The organism is Peribacillus sp. NPDC101481 (assembly GCF_044767165.1).
Lineage (GTDB): Bacteria > Bacillota > Bacilli > Bacillales > DSM-1321 > Peribacillus.
The window spans coordinates 99,054-113,549 of record NZ_JBIWNJ010000005.1; the positions used below are offsets into that span (position 1 = coordinate 99,054).

The 14,496-nt window shown below is 40.9% G+C and carries 13 protein-coding genes and 1 pseudogene; 6 read left to right on the forward strand and 8 right to left on the reverse strand.

Features of this window, described 5'->3' with window-relative positions; genetic code table 11:
* Nucleotides 1-65: 65 nt before the first annotated feature.
* A complete protein-coding gene (locus tag ACIROD_RS23815; protein ID WP_230178460.1) occupies nucleotides 66-650 on the reverse strand; it encodes an ANTAR domain-containing response regulator in 585 nt (194 codons plus the stop codon).
* A gap of 9 nt (nucleotides 651-659) precedes the next feature.
* On the reverse strand, nucleotides 660-2,033 hold the full coding sequence (locus ACIROD_RS23820) for a sensor histidine kinase (protein WP_402944989.1): 1,374 nt from the start codon (nucleotides 2,031-2,033) through the stop codon (nucleotides 660-662).
* A 457-nt stretch (nucleotides 2,034-2,490) separates the two neighbouring features.
* Between ACIROD_RS23820 and ACIROD_RS23825 the strand changes: the two genes are divergently transcribed.
* Nucleotides 2,491-3,867 carry a YfcC family protein gene (locus tag ACIROD_RS23825; protein ID WP_081088795.1) on the forward strand — a complete coding sequence of 459 codons (1,377 nt, stop codon included), beginning with the start codon at nucleotides 2,491-2,493 and terminating at the stop codon, nucleotides 3,865-3,867.
* A gap of 79 nt (nucleotides 3,868-3,946) precedes the next feature.
* Here the strand turns inward: ACIROD_RS23825 and ACIROD_RS23830 are convergent.
* Nucleotides 3,947-4,689 (reverse strand): annotated as a pseudogene (locus ACIROD_RS23830) (SDR family oxidoreductase).
* Between the two features lie 173 nt (nucleotides 4,690-4,862).
* Between ACIROD_RS23830 and ACIROD_RS23835 the strand changes: the two are divergent.
* Complete coding sequence (locus ACIROD_RS23835) at nucleotides 4,863-4,982, forward strand: DUF4023 family protein (protein ID WP_048686276.1); 120 nt, start codon at nucleotides 4,863-4,865, stop codon at nucleotides 4,980-4,982.
* A 52-nt stretch (nucleotides 4,983-5,034) separates the two neighbouring features.
* Here ACIROD_RS23835 and ACIROD_RS23840 read toward each other — a convergent pair whose 3' ends face one another.
* The 4 genes from ACIROD_RS23840 to brnQ form a co-directional block, all read right to left on the reverse strand.
* A complete protein-coding gene (locus ACIROD_RS23840) occupies nucleotides 5,035-5,736 on the reverse strand; it encodes a hypothetical protein (RefSeq protein ID WP_232783026.1) in 702 nt (233 codons plus the stop codon).
* 218 nt (nucleotides 5,737-5,954) lie between these two features.
* Entirely contained in the window at nucleotides 5,955-7,871 is a 1,917-nt protein-coding gene (locus ACIROD_RS23845; RefSeq protein ID WP_402944993.1) for a vWA domain-containing protein, read from the reverse strand.
* Nucleotides 7,872-7,886: 15 nt separating this feature from the next.
* Complete coding sequence (locus tag ACIROD_RS23850) at nucleotides 7,887-8,753, reverse strand: ATP-binding protein (protein ID WP_230178466.1); 867 nt, start codon at nucleotides 8,751-8,753, stop codon at nucleotides 7,887-7,889.
* 442 nt (nucleotides 8,754-9,195) lie between these two features.
* Nucleotides 9,196-10,527, reverse strand: a complete 1,332-nt coding sequence (gene brnQ, locus ACIROD_RS23855; RefSeq protein WP_402944996.1) for a branched-chain amino acid transport system II carrier protein — start codon at nucleotides 10,525-10,527, stop codon at nucleotides 9,196-9,198.
* Nucleotides 10,528-10,875: 348 nt separating this feature from the next.
* Here brnQ and ACIROD_RS23860 point away from each other — a divergent pair, with 348 nt between their 5' ends.
* On the forward strand, nucleotides 10,876-11,442 hold the full coding sequence (locus tag ACIROD_RS23860; protein WP_230178468.1) for a sugar O-acetyltransferase: 567 nt from the start codon (nucleotides 10,876-10,878) through the stop codon (nucleotides 11,440-11,442).
* A gap of 43 nt (nucleotides 11,443-11,485) precedes the next feature.
* Here the strand turns inward: ACIROD_RS23860 and ACIROD_RS23865 are convergent, their stop codons facing one another.
* Nucleotides 11,486-12,130 carry an SDR family oxidoreductase gene (locus ACIROD_RS23865; RefSeq protein WP_101225542.1) on the reverse strand — a complete coding sequence of 215 codons (645 nt, stop codon included), beginning with the start codon at nucleotides 12,128-12,130 and terminating at the stop codon, nucleotides 11,486-11,488.
* A gap of 359 nt (nucleotides 12,131-12,489) precedes the next feature.
* On the opposite strand from ACIROD_RS23865, the gene ACIROD_RS23870 reads away from it, so the two are divergent.
* The 3 genes from ACIROD_RS23870 (at nucleotide 12,490) to ACIROD_RS23880 (ending at nucleotide 14,227) form a co-directional block, all read left to right on the forward strand.
* Nucleotides 12,490-12,753 carry a CD3324 family protein gene (locus tag ACIROD_RS23870; protein ID WP_101225543.1) on the forward strand — a complete coding sequence of 88 codons (264 nt, stop codon included), beginning with the start codon at nucleotides 12,490-12,492 and terminating at the stop codon, nucleotides 12,751-12,753.
* A 145-nt stretch (nucleotides 12,754-12,898) separates the two neighbouring features.
* Nucleotides 12,899-13,534, forward strand: a complete 636-nt coding sequence (locus ACIROD_RS23875; RefSeq protein ID WP_402945001.1) for a FusB/FusC family EF-G-binding protein — start codon at nucleotides 12,899-12,901, stop codon at nucleotides 13,532-13,534.
* Between the two features lie 123 nt (nucleotides 13,535-13,657).
* Nucleotides 13,658-14,227 (forward strand): MEDS domain-containing protein, encoded by a 570-nt coding sequence (locus tag ACIROD_RS23880; protein WP_402945003.1) that lies wholly within the window; start codon nucleotides 13,658-13,660, stop codon nucleotides 14,225-14,227.
* Nucleotides 14,228-14,496 lie beyond the last annotated feature (269 nt).

A 14,496-nucleotide genomic window follows, 5' to 3' on the forward strand; every position in this document is an offset into this window, starting at 1 on the left:
AAACTTAGGTTACCCGGCAGAAATGCCTGCCTACAACCAATTTGGTCCATCAAAGCGCCATTGCTTCATCTATTTACTTGTTTTTGATCATTTGCAATGATTCGTCGTGCCACCGTCTCCATGGAAAGCTGCTTATCCATGCTTAGCCTTCTCAGCTTATTGTAAGCGACTTCTTCCGTTACATTCTTCCTTTTCATGATGATACCTTTTGCCTTTTCAATGACTTTACGATTTGTGAGAGTTTCATCCAATTGAGCATTTCGTTCCTGATACTTCTTTGTATTGGCTGCTTGCAGCAAAGCTATCTCCACTGCCGGAATCAGATTCGCCTCCGTAATTGGCTTTACAAGATAACCTACGATATTCGCCCGCTTCGCCTCATCGATATATTCACGCTGACTGAATGCGGTTAAAAGCAGGACTGGAATCTGAAAGGTATTGGATATCACATCGCTAGCCTTGAGCCCATTCATTTTAGGCATTTTGATATCCATCAAAACGAGATCCGGCTGTAGTGCATGTGCCAATTCAATTGCCTTCTCGCCATTACGTGCATGTCCAACCACATCGAAGCCTGCATCCTTGAGCATGATCGTTATATCAAGCAGAAGTATCGATTCATCCTCCACGACCAAAATCCTCTTGACCACTTCTCCCACCTACCTCTTGTATGGAAATCTTACAGAAGCCAGGGTACCTTCTTTAATCCGATGAATCGAAAACTCCCCATCCAAATCGTTTTCCACCGTCATTCGGATGATATCCAGCCCCAAAGAAGGTTTCATAGCAGGTGTATACCCGATGCCATCATCTCTTACTTGAATTTCCAATACAGGATCATCCTTTTGCAAGCATACGGTAATCTTCCCTTCCGACCCTTCCTTGAAAGCATGCTTCACACAATTATGGATGAGCTCATTCACCACCAGCGCGACAGATATGCCAATGTCGGAATCAATGGAATGAAGCTCACCATTATATTCAATGCTTAGGCATTGACGGGCATGACCCTCCGTATGAACAATCATATCGCCTATTTTCCTAATAAGCTCCAGCAGATCCACATGTTCGACCTCACTGCTTGCCAAAATGATTTCATAAACCGACGAGATGCTTAACACCCGGTTCAGACTGACCAATAAATGGGGCTTGATTTCTTCAGGGGCCCCTATCCTCATTTGCAGCCGAAGTAAACTGGCCACTGTCTGCAAATTATTCTTCACCCTATGATGAATTTCACGAATGGCTACTGATTTGCTAATCAGCTCTCTCTCTTTATCCCGCAGTTCAGTCAGGTCCCGGATGATGATGAACGTTTCATTGGAATTCTTATTGCCCAAATGGAATTTCTTTATTTGGAAAATCTTTTTACCAATGTTCATTTCCTTCATTAAAATGTCCTCTTTTGAAGCAAGAACATCGGCAAAGCCAGGAAAATATTCAAAAATGGATTCACCTAAGACACATTCCGTCATGCATATTTCCGATACTAGGTTAATGGCAGAAGGATTCGTATAGACAAGTCGATTTTGATTATTAATCAGGAAAATGGACTCCTCGATAAATTCAGGAACTAAGGAATTCTGCTGATCTTGCCTATCAAACTGATTTGAAGTTTCAGGTTCTTCATCTATCACCTTTTCCATGATCAAAACGGCGATGACCCGATTGCATTCCCCCTTGATTGGAACGACACTTTGCTGGACCATTGCTCCCTCTTGAGTCAATGCCCGATTCACGAACATGTCCTTTCCGGTACGCAATACATAAAATACGGCCGGTTCAAAAGCCTCATAGGCAAATTTTCCGACAACCGGATGATCGTAAACCGAATTCACGTAATGCCCGCATGCCTCTGCCACGACAATGGCATGCTTCCCTTCACGCACCGGACAATCAATAAACACATTCGCTTTATTCAAATTGGCTATCAACGATAAATTCGTTGATAGGTTTTCAAGAATTTGAATATCACTGTCCTGTAAAAGAGTATGCAACTCACATAAATCTCGGACAGTCATTGTCCGTTCCATAGGCAAAACTCCAATAAACGTTTATTCATGGATATTATTATTGATTATTATAGATATCGACCCTATTTTTGTCAATATTCAAAATATTCTAATGTAATGTATTCTAACATAAGATAGCGCTATTTAAATAGTATTCCCTATAAAAAAACATCCTAAATTAGCCCTTTTATCTAATTTGTATTTCTGTTCAACAAAATTTTTTCCATTTCCTAATATTTTCGAATTATTCATATTATCTAATTTATCAAATTATTTTTAGTGATTATGAACAATGACAATCCATAATCATTAAACTAATATGTAATAAATAGATACATAAGATGTCACTTAACATAACATCTGCACAAACATGCTAATAAACTAAAGATGAAGGGGGAAAAATAATGGCATTAGAAAATGATTCGAAAAAAATTCTCAGTATCGATGAAGTGACTAAATTCAAAAAAAGAAGTTTAATATGCCTCATATTTATGTCATATTATTCGTATTTATCTTCCTTGCAGCACTCGCAACTTATTTCGTTCCTGCTGGTGTTTATGAGCGAATTCCAGGTCCTGAGGATCGATTGACGATTGATCCAAATTCCTATCGACTCGTTGAACAAACACCTATTACTCCAGTAGACTTCATGACAGCTATACCAAAAGGCTTGGTAGCTGCAGGGGAGATCGTTTTTTTCACATTCATCATCGGAGGAATATTTTCAGTACTACGGAAAACAGGACTTATTGAAATAGGAGTGGATAGATTAGCAAGGCGATTTTCGACAAAAAGCATGATGTTAATTCCTATCCTCACAGTAGTATTTGCTATTATTTGCAGTTTGATTGGAACGCAGGAATTAAGTTTAGTGTATGTACCTGTCATCCTCCCCCTAATGATTGCCTTAGGATTTGATTCTATGGTTGCCGTCTCTGTAGCTTTAGTCGCAACTACCGCTGGGTTCATGACAGGCTTTCTTAACCCCATTAACACTGGGTTAGGTCAAAAAATCGCAGGTCTTCCCCTATATTCCGGTATCGAGCTAAGGATTATCGCTTTTATCATTTTTGTTACTGCAGGGATGGCTTACATTATGCGGTATGCTAAAAAGGTTAAAAATAATCCAAAGTGTAGTTTTGTATTTGATGAGGATCAAGCCAAACGGACGCTATACTTAAATAAGCCTGGATCTGAAATATATAAGGTGAATAAAAAACAGAAAATTGCATTAATTTTAACAGTCGGCTTCTTGTTCCTACTCGTATATGGCGTTTTAGCAAAAGGTTGGTTTATGTTGGAAATGGCAGGTCTCTTCATTATCATGGGAATCGTTGTCGGTTTAGTTGCCGGGTTAAACTTATCGGAAATTTGCGAAGGATTTAATGACGGATTTCGAGAAGTTTTGGTCGGTGCCATGATTGTGGGTGTTGCAAGAGCTGTCGCTGTTGTTATGGAGGATGGTCAAGTGATGGACACGATCGTTCATAGTCTAGGTAATCTTGTCGGCGACTTCCCCGCTGTATTTAGCGCTCTTGGCATGTTCATTGTACAAATGTTATGTAGTCTTTTAATTCCCTCCGGCAGCGGCCAGGCCTTAGTTACCATGCCCATCATGGCTCCATTGGCCGACATCATCGGTGTTACAAGACAAACAGCCGTGTTAGCTTTTCAGCTGGCAGACGGGATCGGTAATATATTATATCCAACATCTGGCTATTTCATGGCCACCCTTGCCTTAGCAGGAGTCGCCTGGCAAAAATGGGTTCGCTTTTACCTGCCCTTGTTTTTTATCTGGTTCATCTTATCGGGCGCTTTCTTGATCATCGCTCAAACAATTCACTGGAATGGTTAAATTCAAATTAAAGATATTACAAAATACTAAAGCAACGTTGGATTATTACGTTGCTTTAGTTGAATTACAAGCAATTAAATTAAATGAATCCGCCATTGACCCTAATCGTCTGACCCGTAACCCACTGCGCTTGTTCACTTACTAAAAACGAAACCACATTGGCAATATCATCCGTTTCACCTAATCGTCCGAAGGCATTCATTTTTTTCATCCCTTCGATTTGCTGCTCCGATTTCCCTACATTAAACAGCTCTGTGTTAACCGGTCCTGGAGCAATTGCATTGATCGTAATCCCTTTTGGGCCGAATTCTTTTGCCAAATGTCTTGTGAACTGTTCAACTGCCCCTTTTGTACCGGCATACATACTATACGAAGGAAACATCTGGCCTATTACGGAGGTTGAAATATTGACGATCCTGCCTTCCGTCTCCATATATTTCAAAGCTTGTTGGCAAGCAAAGAATGTCCCTTGGCGTTCACTGCAAACTGTTTATCAAAGTCTTCTTCCGTTGCTTCGGAAAGTGGTTTATTTATCATCAGTCCCGCATTGTTCACTAAAATATTGATTTTCCCGAACGCTTGGAGCGTTTCTTCGAAGAGATTTATAATTTGGGAAACTTGGCTAATATCTGCTTGGATAGCTACCGCATCCCCGCCGTTCTTCTTTATACCTTCAACCGCTTCATATGCCTTTTGAGAACTGCCTGAATAGTTGATCACCACTTTTGCACCCAAATCAGCAAGCTGTTCCGCTATAGCACGACCAATACCTCTTGATAAACCTGTAACCAAGGCAACTTTTCCATCCAACCGATTTTCCACTCATTTCCCTTATTTCTTTTCATGATAGGATTTAATAAACATCCTTCCAGTCTATATTTTACCACCTTACTCCCTTTACCATCTGCCTAGAGTCGCCCTTTATCTCCCATACTCATGAATTTCACCTCTTCTGGTTATAGTAAAGAAGAAAATAAACGAAGGAGGTACATTCCATGAAAAGTTCAAAGGAGTTTGTTGAAAGCATTCAAGAGCAGCAAAAAAAGGAAGAAGGCAATATGCGCCGTCAAGGCAATGGGAATCCCGCTCAGAAATTACCGAATAAAAAACATTAATCAAGTCCTTCTTCAAAAAATCCCAGCCTTAAATTTCAGGCTGGGATTCTTTTCACTCCGATGCACTTTTTTTCTTCTTCATCTCTTCGATTTCTTTAGAAAATGTTTCTTCTATCTCATTTTTATTTCCATATAAAAAGAGGTTATCCCCTAATTTGATTTTATACTCATATAGCTCTTTTCTGATTTTCACTTCTCCGCTTTCAATAAATAAAATATTGATGTCGGCTCCATGTGATATGACATCATAGGCTTTGACATCGATGAACTCCGAGTCCTCATAAATATCGATCTCCATGACCACGTCTTCATCTTCTAAAAATAGGACCTCTTCTATCGGGTGTTCCCATAATTCATAATGATTGTACATTTCACTTTTCATCTTATTCGATAATCTATTATTCAGGAATGGAACTTTCACTAAAACGGTTAAAACCAGCAGTATTCCAATAATGATGCTTAACTCCATCAAGCGTAAATCATCTGTAAGCAATGTACTGATCGATGAAATGATGACAGCAAGCGAGAATGCACCAAATAAAATTAAGAACATGCTTATTTTCCTTCGAACGGGGTGATCGATAATGGATTTTGACTCGTCAGTTGTAAAACCAGTGCCCGTCAGCATGGAAATAACCTGAAATCTTGCCACTGTGCTTTTTAATCCAGTCAATTTCATCAAGGTGACCGATATTTCAATAACAAGAACAATGATTATAAAATAAAGCAGCATAAAAAGTAAATTCATCAACATGATCACTTCCTCATCTATGGTTTACCCCAATCCCGTCAAAAGAAATCGCATTCGTTGTCTTTTCAAGTCTCCACCAATATATTCACTTAATGCAAATAACTGACATGAAAACAAAAAACACAGTAAGATCCCATTGGATCTTACTGTGTTTTATTCCTTTATTCTAATCGGATTCCTATTTCCGTTCTAATCTTGCTTTTCAGGGGAAACCCGATTTCTCAAATGGTCTTCAGCAGCAATTTTTTTAACAGCGGTGTAAATTGCTCTGGCAATTCAGCTACACTCGGAATCATTAGTCGTTCTTTGCCATAGATGTTTTTCATCGTCATCTCTTCACTTTCATCGATGCCTCCATCGGCTAAAAACAGGCCGATGACTTCGATGCCTTTTTTTCTGGCTTCCGAAACAGCAAGATGTGTATCGACAATGCCATTTTGATCATAATCGGCAGCTGCCGGCTCACCATCGGAAAACACGAGCAAGAAACGGTTTTTTTCGCGTCTTTTTTCCAATTCCATTGCGGCAACCCTGATACTGTATCCGTCCCGGTTATCTTCCTCAGGTTCAAGCTGCATGATTTTAGCTCCTGAGTTTAGATAAAGAGAATCAGAATGGGATTGGATCACATGGAAGTAGTTTGGCTGATATCCTTCTCTCACTTCATTTGCATCTTCCCAAAAGCCTACTATCGAGTGGGGGATCCTTAATTTCTTCAGTACTTCATGAAACAGGACCACCCCTCGTTTCGTTTCATCCATCTTGTTATGCATGGATGCCGAGCAATCGATAAGCAATGTGAATACGGCATCCATTTCATTTGAATCCTGGTTCTTTTTATAAAAAACCCGAGGATTCTCTTCAAATACAAGCGGCAGTAATTTCTTTGATAAACGGCCAAAAACCAAATCTTTTCTAGGTGCATTCTTTTTATTTTCCAGTGTTTTTTCAATTGTACTGGAGAGTTTTCTCTTAAACGGTTCGATATCCGCAACAAACTCACGGTAGCGCTTCTCTTCCGTAAGTGTTGGTACTTTTGCTTCCTTGATTACCTGAACCACGTCTTTATTTTCTTCACCAAATGGATGTTCACCGCTTTTACCCATATTGGTTTGTTTCTTCTCCAGCGTTTCTTGCTGATTGTATTCCTTTTGTTGACTTTCACCTGATGAACCCTGGATCGAAGCCAGTGCTTGGTCGGCATCTTCCGCTTCCCGGGCACCTCCGCCCATCAGGCTTGTTTTCGTTCCCTGCTCCAATTCAAATTGGAGAAACGTCGAATTACTCTCGCCGTTCTTGTTCTCCCGATGCCAAGTCGAAAATTTTTCATCAATGAACTCACTTTTTTCTTCGTCTGCATCATCTGTATCATCGTTCAACAGTTCATCATTTCTAGTCAGTTCATCAAATAAGGTATTTGCTTTATACTTTTCCACACTTGCAATGGGGAAAATGAAATATTCATTCATCGTATCCTCGTATCCATCATTGACACGGAAAACGATTTGCTCGCAAATCCTTGTGATATCACTGGTTTTAGTGGCTTCAAAGACCGAATGGATGAACGGTTTGAGCTTCTCCAGTTCTTCCAGCTGCCTTTCATTGGCTCTTGGAAAAATCGGATCCGGCCTGTCAGATTGAAGCAGTAAATATATGAGGCAGTATAATTCATCCAGTGCAAAACTTCTTGTGACATTCGTCGCCAATTGGCTTTCGAAATATTGTTTAAGGTAAGCCCCCCTTACCGAAAACCATTTTTTCGTGCCTGGCCTTTCTTTCTTCACCAATTCTTCCAATCGCAAATCTTCCAGCAAAGCGAATAATTGGGCTGCAAACTTCGGAAGTGAACTTTCCCCGATGCTGTCCTGGTACTCCTTCATGCTCTGGATTGTCGTATGATGCAGCGTGCCTATCGTTCTAAGGAGCACGTCTGTTTTCAATCCCGCTTCCTTCACTTCCTTATTGCCATTTTCCCAAAAATGGCTAGCTGTGACCTTATTCTCGATCAGATCAATGAAGGAGCCATAATTGTATTCGAATTCCAGCTCAGGAATGCCGGATAAAACAGTCGAGAGATCCTGAAGCTGTAAAAAAAGAGCCGTATCTATTATTGAATCATTGAACCGGATATACTTCATGAGGCATTCTCCTAGTTAGAATAATGTGTCAGCCAAGTTCTTCACGAACTCACGCTCCCGTTCCTCGTCCAACTTATCCACAATGGAACGAAGAATCGCCCGTTTCGCCGGGATCAACACACTCAGATCGCAAGCATCAAGCAAAGCCCTGATCGATGCCGCATCTTCAGCCACCTTCCCTTGATTCACGGCATTTATCAAATCACTCGACAGTTTAACGAACAAATCAATACTTTTTGGGTCCTCCAGCTTTGTATTGGTTTCTATCAATTGCTTTAACTGCTCCCCTTCGATATAAGGAACTTCAATGACGACAAACCTATTTTTTAGCGCTTCATTCAGCGGCACTGTTCCGACATACCCTTCGTTGATTGCAGCAATCACATTAAAGCCTTCTTTTGCCGTTATGACTTCATTCGTGAACGGATTCGTTATCGTCCTTCTGTAATCAAGCACGCCATTGATAAGCGGCAGAGTTTCCGGTTTTGCCATGTTGATTTCATCTATATATAGGAAGTGACCGTGATTCATCGAATTGGTCACTGGTCCAGGTACGAATTCTATCACTTGTTTTTCCTCTTTGTAAGCCAGCGTCTTGAAGCCCAATAAGCTTTCTGCATCCAAGTCGACTGAGCAGTTGACGCTGAACATCGGCTGGTTGAATAAGTTCGATAATGTCTCGGCAAACTTTGTCTTTCCAGCCCCTGTCGGACCCTTCAAAAGGATATTCTTTCCCATGCTCAAGGCCGTGATGGCATCCACCATCAACTCCATCTCGGGAGGCAGATATCCGCCGCTCCTGATCAATTCCTCAAATTGAGAAGGATTCTTTTTGCTTGCTTGTAATATATTTGCTATTTCTATTGGTAGTCGATTGATCATTATGTTCCTACACCCCTTTCTGAACATTTTAAGGCTCTTTCCCATTAAAAACAAACACTAAGAAAAGGAGCTGTCATCAAGACAGCTCCCCAGACTGTGGATAAACTCGGAATAAAACGAGTTTCCCCTGCAGTTTTTCATTCTGAAATCCGCTCCCTTACTCCGATACCAAGACTCATCAAAGCAAATTGCGTGTCACAGATTTCTTCAATCCAATAAGAGTTTCATAAAACAATAAAAAACCATAGAACTAGTTCGCTGCAGTTTTTTATGTAAAAGACGTTCCTGCCTGATTTCTGAAATCCGCTTCCTTTCCGCGGATGCCCAGCCTCATCAAAATAGGGGCGGGGTAAGACCATTCCGAACTCACTTTTGTAGACAAACTAAGGAGCTGTCAGCAAGACAGCTCCTTTCAAGAATCCATGTTAGTGAATGATATCCCTTAATAGGCTTCCTTAGGGTCGCCTTTCAATAGGTATACCATGTAGCCCAATACACCGCCGATGATGGCAGGAATTATCCATCCCACCCCTACACTATATAGTGGAAGGTATTGAGTGAAAAGGTCCGAAACGGAATCCATTTTAATGCCTGATGCCACTATTCCATCCATTATGCTGATGATGGCCGTTAATAATAAGCTTCCTAAATATACCTCCGATTTCCCTTTGAATAAGGAATGGAAGAACGTTAGGACAATCAAAACGATCGCCACGGGATAAAGCGCCGTTAACACAGGCACTGTAATGGAAATGAGCTTTGTCAAACCTACATTGGCAACAGCCGCACTGAAAACGGAGAAGATGACGACATATGATTTATACGATACAGCAGGCAGTATTTTATTGAAATACGTAGCACAAGCCGTTATCAAACCGATGCTTGTCGTCAGGCAAGCAGCGATCACAATCAACCCTAACAACACGGCACCAGCCGGTCCGAAAAAATGATTCGAGGCTTGAGCCAAAACGTCTCCGCCATTACCCAGTTGACCGAGTTTTTCCACACTTGTTGCCCCGACATAAGTTATGGACGCATAAACGATCACCAACAAGGTGGCAGCAATTAAGCCGGCTTTCAAACAGAAGCCTAACACTTCTTTTCTTGATGTTATCCCTCTATCTTTGATCGCGTTGATGACGATGATCCCAAATGCAAATCCGGCCAGCGTATCCATGGTCAAATATCCTTCTTTAAACCCCTTGAAGAAAGAATTATCTGAATAATCAGCCACTGGTGACTGGATTTCACCCATTGGGTTAATAATGGCGACCACAATGAGAATCCCGATGAAAATCAATAATAAAGGTGTTAATATTTTTCCGACGATATCGAGCATTTTTGATGGATTGATGGATAACAAACAGGCAATTCCAAAGTATATGATCGTGAATATCAGCAATGGTAAAAAACCGACATCATTAGATAGGAAAGGTTTAATCCCTATTTCGTAGGACACACTCCCCGTTCTTGGAAGCGCGAAAAGCGGTCCCAAAGATAAATAAAGAACGACTGTGAAAATGATGCCGAATAACGGGTGTGCCCTGCTTGCAAGCGATTGAACATCATTTTTCCCCGAAAAACCAAATGCCAGTATTGTAATGAATGGCAATCCAACACCAGTAATGATGAACCCTAAACTGGCCGACCACAAATTGGTCCCCGCGGATTGACCGAGCATGGCAGGGAAAATTAAGTTTCCTGCTCCAAAAAATAAAGCAAAAAGCATTAATCCTGTTACAATGACAAAAGATAGCGGTGCTTTCTGTGACATATAGAGCCCTCCATTGATTTGATTATCTTAACGAAGAAAAGTTGTCCATCAATTTCCGGTAAAAAGTGACATGAACTTCGAACCATTCTACTTATCTGTTAAAATGGACCTTCATGAAACTATGAATCATCCATAACTCTTCTTACTATAAAATTCGGCGGAACGTTTGTCAAAGCTATTTCATTCATTATTCGGAAAAATCTTTCTTTTCTTACTTCTTTCCAAGAAAACGAGAGAGACATTCAGATTCAACAGGAAATTTGAGTAAAAAGTACCGCAATTTATTTTGCAGGAAAAATGTTTTAATATTTAACCAAACTATAAAAAACAAGAATATAGGAGGTAAACATGAATACTGAAAAAGAAAAGATGGTGAGCGGGAAACCTTACATGGCCGCTGATCCGGAATTAATCACAGATAGGGAAAATGCCAGAAAGTTGACCCGGTTATACAATCAGACAACGGAAAGCGAAGGGGACGAACGAACTGCACTGCTGAAACAGCTTTTAGGTTCCACTGGGCTAAATGTATATATTGAACCCACTTTCCGTTGTGACTATGGATACAACATTTCTGTCGGGGAAAACTTTTATGCTAATTTTGATTGTGTCATTTTGGATGTTTGTGAAGTGAAAATTGGCAGGGACTGCATGTTGGCTCCCGGAGTGCATATCTATACAGCCACACATCCGCTGGATCCCTTTGAACGCAGTTCTGGAGTGGAATACGGAAAGCCGGTTACGATAGGGGATCATGTATGGATTGGCGGAAGGGCCATCATCAATCCCGGCGTTACAATAGGGAGTCATTCCGTCGTCGCTTCAGGGGCCGTCGTAACAAAGGATGTTCCTGAAGGCGTTGTTGTCGGTGGAAACCCAGCGAAGGTCATCAAGCATATTGAAGGAATTAAATAAGCAGAGCCCACTCCCCCTGAGTGGCTCTGCCTCCTTTTTTTCGTTAAATTTTCTTCAATGCTTCCGCGATTGCAATATCGCCAGAGATTAAATCAAAAGAACGCTTGTAGGTATTTTCTTCAGTCAATGACGCAAGAATCGTTCGAGCCACATCTTCACGGGCAATCGAACCTCTTTCCAATTCCTCGGCAGCTGTCACTTTTCCCGTTCCCGGTTCATTCACCAGACCGCCAGGCCGAATGATCGTATAATTTAAATCGCTTTGTAACAATGCCCTATCCGCATAGTGCTTTGCCACATAATACGGTTTGATCGCTTCATTCCAGTTTTCGCGATTATTGGCCTGAAAAGCACTCACCATGATGAATCGGTCGATTCCCAAGCTTTCTGCCGCTTCAATCGTTTTAACTGCACCATCCAGATCAATCAACAGCGTTTGATCAGCACCGGTGCTTCCTCCGGACCCTGCTGTGAACACGACGGCATCACAGCCTTTTGCCGCATTCGCAATCTCATCCACTGATCCAGTTAAACTGACGACCGCAGATTCAATTCCACTTCTCTCTAAATGCTTACTTTGCTCTTCTTTGCGAACCATCGCCCGTACACTATGATCCCGGCTATCTTTTAATAAATCTACAAGCTGTTTACCGATCTGCCCGTTTGCCCCAACTACGAATACTTTCATAAAGGTCAGCTCCCATAATGGTTAGTTTGGTTTCCATTAAAATTATTTCATGGACTCAGAGCATTATCAAACAATCAGCCCGCCGATTCTGCTTTAACATTGGAAAAAGTTTGGCAACCACCCTTATATATTTTATAATAAGAACAATACGTGTTCTTCGGAAACACAAAGGGGAGGTGTAAAGATGGCAATAAGAATGTTAATGCCACCTTCTGCAGCGTCTCATGCAAAGCCTAGTATTGGAGGCGATACTTTGCATGGGGTTGAATTAAGCTAAACTTAATCGCCCGCCTTATCATTTCTAATATTCGGCTTTGCACCTTATTTCATTCTTAATAAAGAATAAGGGGCTGGCAGAAATGAAATATGTAAAAGCGACGGCCGTTTTACCTGAAAAGCTGATCGTTGAAATTCAAAAGTATGTGCAAGGTGAAACCATATATATCCCTAAACCCGAAAAGGCCCATCACAAATGGGGAACCCGTTCGGGATCAAGGGAATTGATCGATGACCGGAATGCCTCTATAAAATATGCATTCAAGGACGGGCATACCATCCATCAATTAGCAGAGGAACATTTTCTCTCCGCGGAAACCATCAAGAAAATCGTATATTCTAAATAAGGATTACACGGGTAGCACTGATAATGATATCAGTGTTATTTGTATGCAGAGTATGTTTCTTAGCCGTTTTCCCCCTTTTAAAGCAGATGCAATTTATGTAAAGTAAAGAGAAACGGTAACACTTGCAGAAACAGGAGTGAAGAAAATGGAACCTTTTATCAGGAGCGAGCAGTATAACTTCATAAAATCCCAAACACAAATTCTCATAAATGGACACGCGACTGCCAACGATAAGGATGTGATCAACACCCTGAAAACAGTCGCCAAAGAAAGAGTATTAAGCTTATTCAGTGACTTGTACGAAGAGCAAAAACAACTGCTGGACCCAGTGGATACCATCAAAGATCCCGCACAAGCCGAAGCCTTTCTCTTACAGGTGAAGCCATTTGTGATCCCATTTAAAGAAGTAACCGAAAAAACGATAAAAAAACTATTTCCTAAAGCAAAGAAATTAAAAACCCCTTTGTTGGAAAACATCGATTTGAGAGAGATCTCATACCTAGGATGGGATGATGTCGGATCCGGAAAGAAATTCATCATTGCCCCCCATCATCATAAACTCACCGGATTGCATGGAACCATTAAACCTGCCAACAAAAAAGGGATTTGTGCCATATGCAGCCGCTTTGAAGAAGTAGGGATGTTCATGTCTGAAACAAAAGGAACCGTCCAAGGTACATTCATTAAAAAAGGGAATTATATTTGCCTGGACAGTATGAAATGCAACCAGAACATAACCAATTTGGATAAAATGACCGACCTGATCGAACGGCTTAAATAAAACGGAAAAGCAATCCTTCAATGGCGAAGGATTGCTTTTTGTCCTTGTTAAAAAATTCTCATTTTGTCCTGCCTATGGAACTCTAGTATAATGGAAGCGATACATGAAAGAAGGAATGATATATTGAAAAGCAAAATGAATAAGTTGTTTGAAGATCAAAAAAACATTCATGTGCTGTATTCCTATAATGAAATGGAACATTACCTTAACCAGGTTTTAAGTTATATCCAAGATGGCATCATGGCGGGAGATTACGTCATTCTTGTTGAAAATGACCGTATTTACCCCATTATTCAAAAAGAGCTGAGCACTCGGTTAACGGAAGATCAAATGGAGTTCCTTCATTTTGTGAACAACTTCGATTTCTATTGTTCAAGCGGCAGTTATCATCCTCCTGCAATCGAAGAATACTTTAATAAAATGGTACAGCCCTATGTGGAAAATAAAATCTCTTTCCGATCATGGGCACATGTGGAATGGGCAACCCTGGAAGAGCCGCTGCACATCATAGAGGAATTTGAGAGAACAGTAGATGAAGCTGTAAATCTACTGTCGTTTCCATTAATTTGTGCGTATAAAGGTGACAGGATGCCAGACTACCTTAAAACCATACTGTTGGAAACACATCCTTATGTCCTAAAAGACGATGATATCATCATCTGTGAACAATACTTGCCACCTAGTTTGAAATAATACACTTACACGCTTAGGAATTCCCTTAAGCGTGTTGTTTTCCGTACATTATTGAAAATTTTTGGGTTAGTTATTCTTTGGGTTTTGTGCTTTACATGTGAGTTTCGGCGCTTTACTCGTGAAATCAGGGCATTTACTCGTGAGTTTCGGCGCTTTACTCGTGAAATCAGGGCATTTACTCGTGAGTTTCGGCGCTTTACTCGTGAATTCGGTGCTTTTACTCGTGAGTTCCGGCGTTTTACTCGTGAGTTCCGGCGTTTTACTCGTGA

Bases quoted from the DNA above. Each gene is read 5' to 3' on its own strand.
- ACIROD_RS23820 (WP_402944989.1), bottom strand. From the start codon at position 2,033: ATGGAACGGACAATGACTGTCCGAGATTTATGTGAGTTGCATACTCTT.
- ACIROD_RS23825 (WP_081088795.1), top strand. From the start codon at position 2,491: ATGCCTCATATTTATGTCATATTATTCGTATTTATCTTCCTTGCAGCA.
- ACIROD_RS23835 (WP_048686276.1), top strand. From the start codon at position 4,863: ATGAAAAGTTCAAAGGAGTTTGTTGAAAGCATTCAAGAGCAGCAAAAA.
- ACIROD_RS23840 (WP_232783026.1), bottom strand. From the start codon at position 5,736: ATGTTGATGAATTTACTTTTTATGCTGCTTTATTTTATAATCATTGTT.
- ACIROD_RS23845 (WP_402944993.1), bottom strand. From the start codon at position 7,871: ATGAAGTATATCCGGTTCAATGATTCAATAATAGATACGGCTCTTTTT.
- ACIROD_RS23850 (WP_230178466.1), bottom strand. From the start codon at position 8,753: ATGATCAATCGACTACCAATAGAAATAGCAAATATATTACAAGCAAGC.
- brnQ (WP_402944996.1), bottom strand. From the start codon at position 10,527: ATGTCACAGAAAGCACCGCTATCTTTTGTCATTGTAACAGGATTAATG.
- ACIROD_RS23860 (WP_230178468.1), top strand. From the start codon at position 10,876: ATGAATACTGAAAAAGAAAAGATGGTGAGCGGGAAACCTTACATGGCC.
- ACIROD_RS23865 (WP_101225542.1), bottom strand. From the start codon at position 12,130: ATGAAAGTATTCGTAGTTGGGGCAAACGGGCAGATCGGTAAACAGCTT.
- ACIROD_RS23870 (WP_101225543.1), top strand. From the start codon at position 12,490: ATGAAATATGTAAAAGCGACGGCCGTTTTACCTGAAAAGCTGATCGTT.
- ACIROD_RS23875 (WP_402945001.1), top strand. From the start codon at position 12,899: ATGGAACCTTTTATCAGGAGCGAGCAGTATAACTTCATAAAATCCCAA.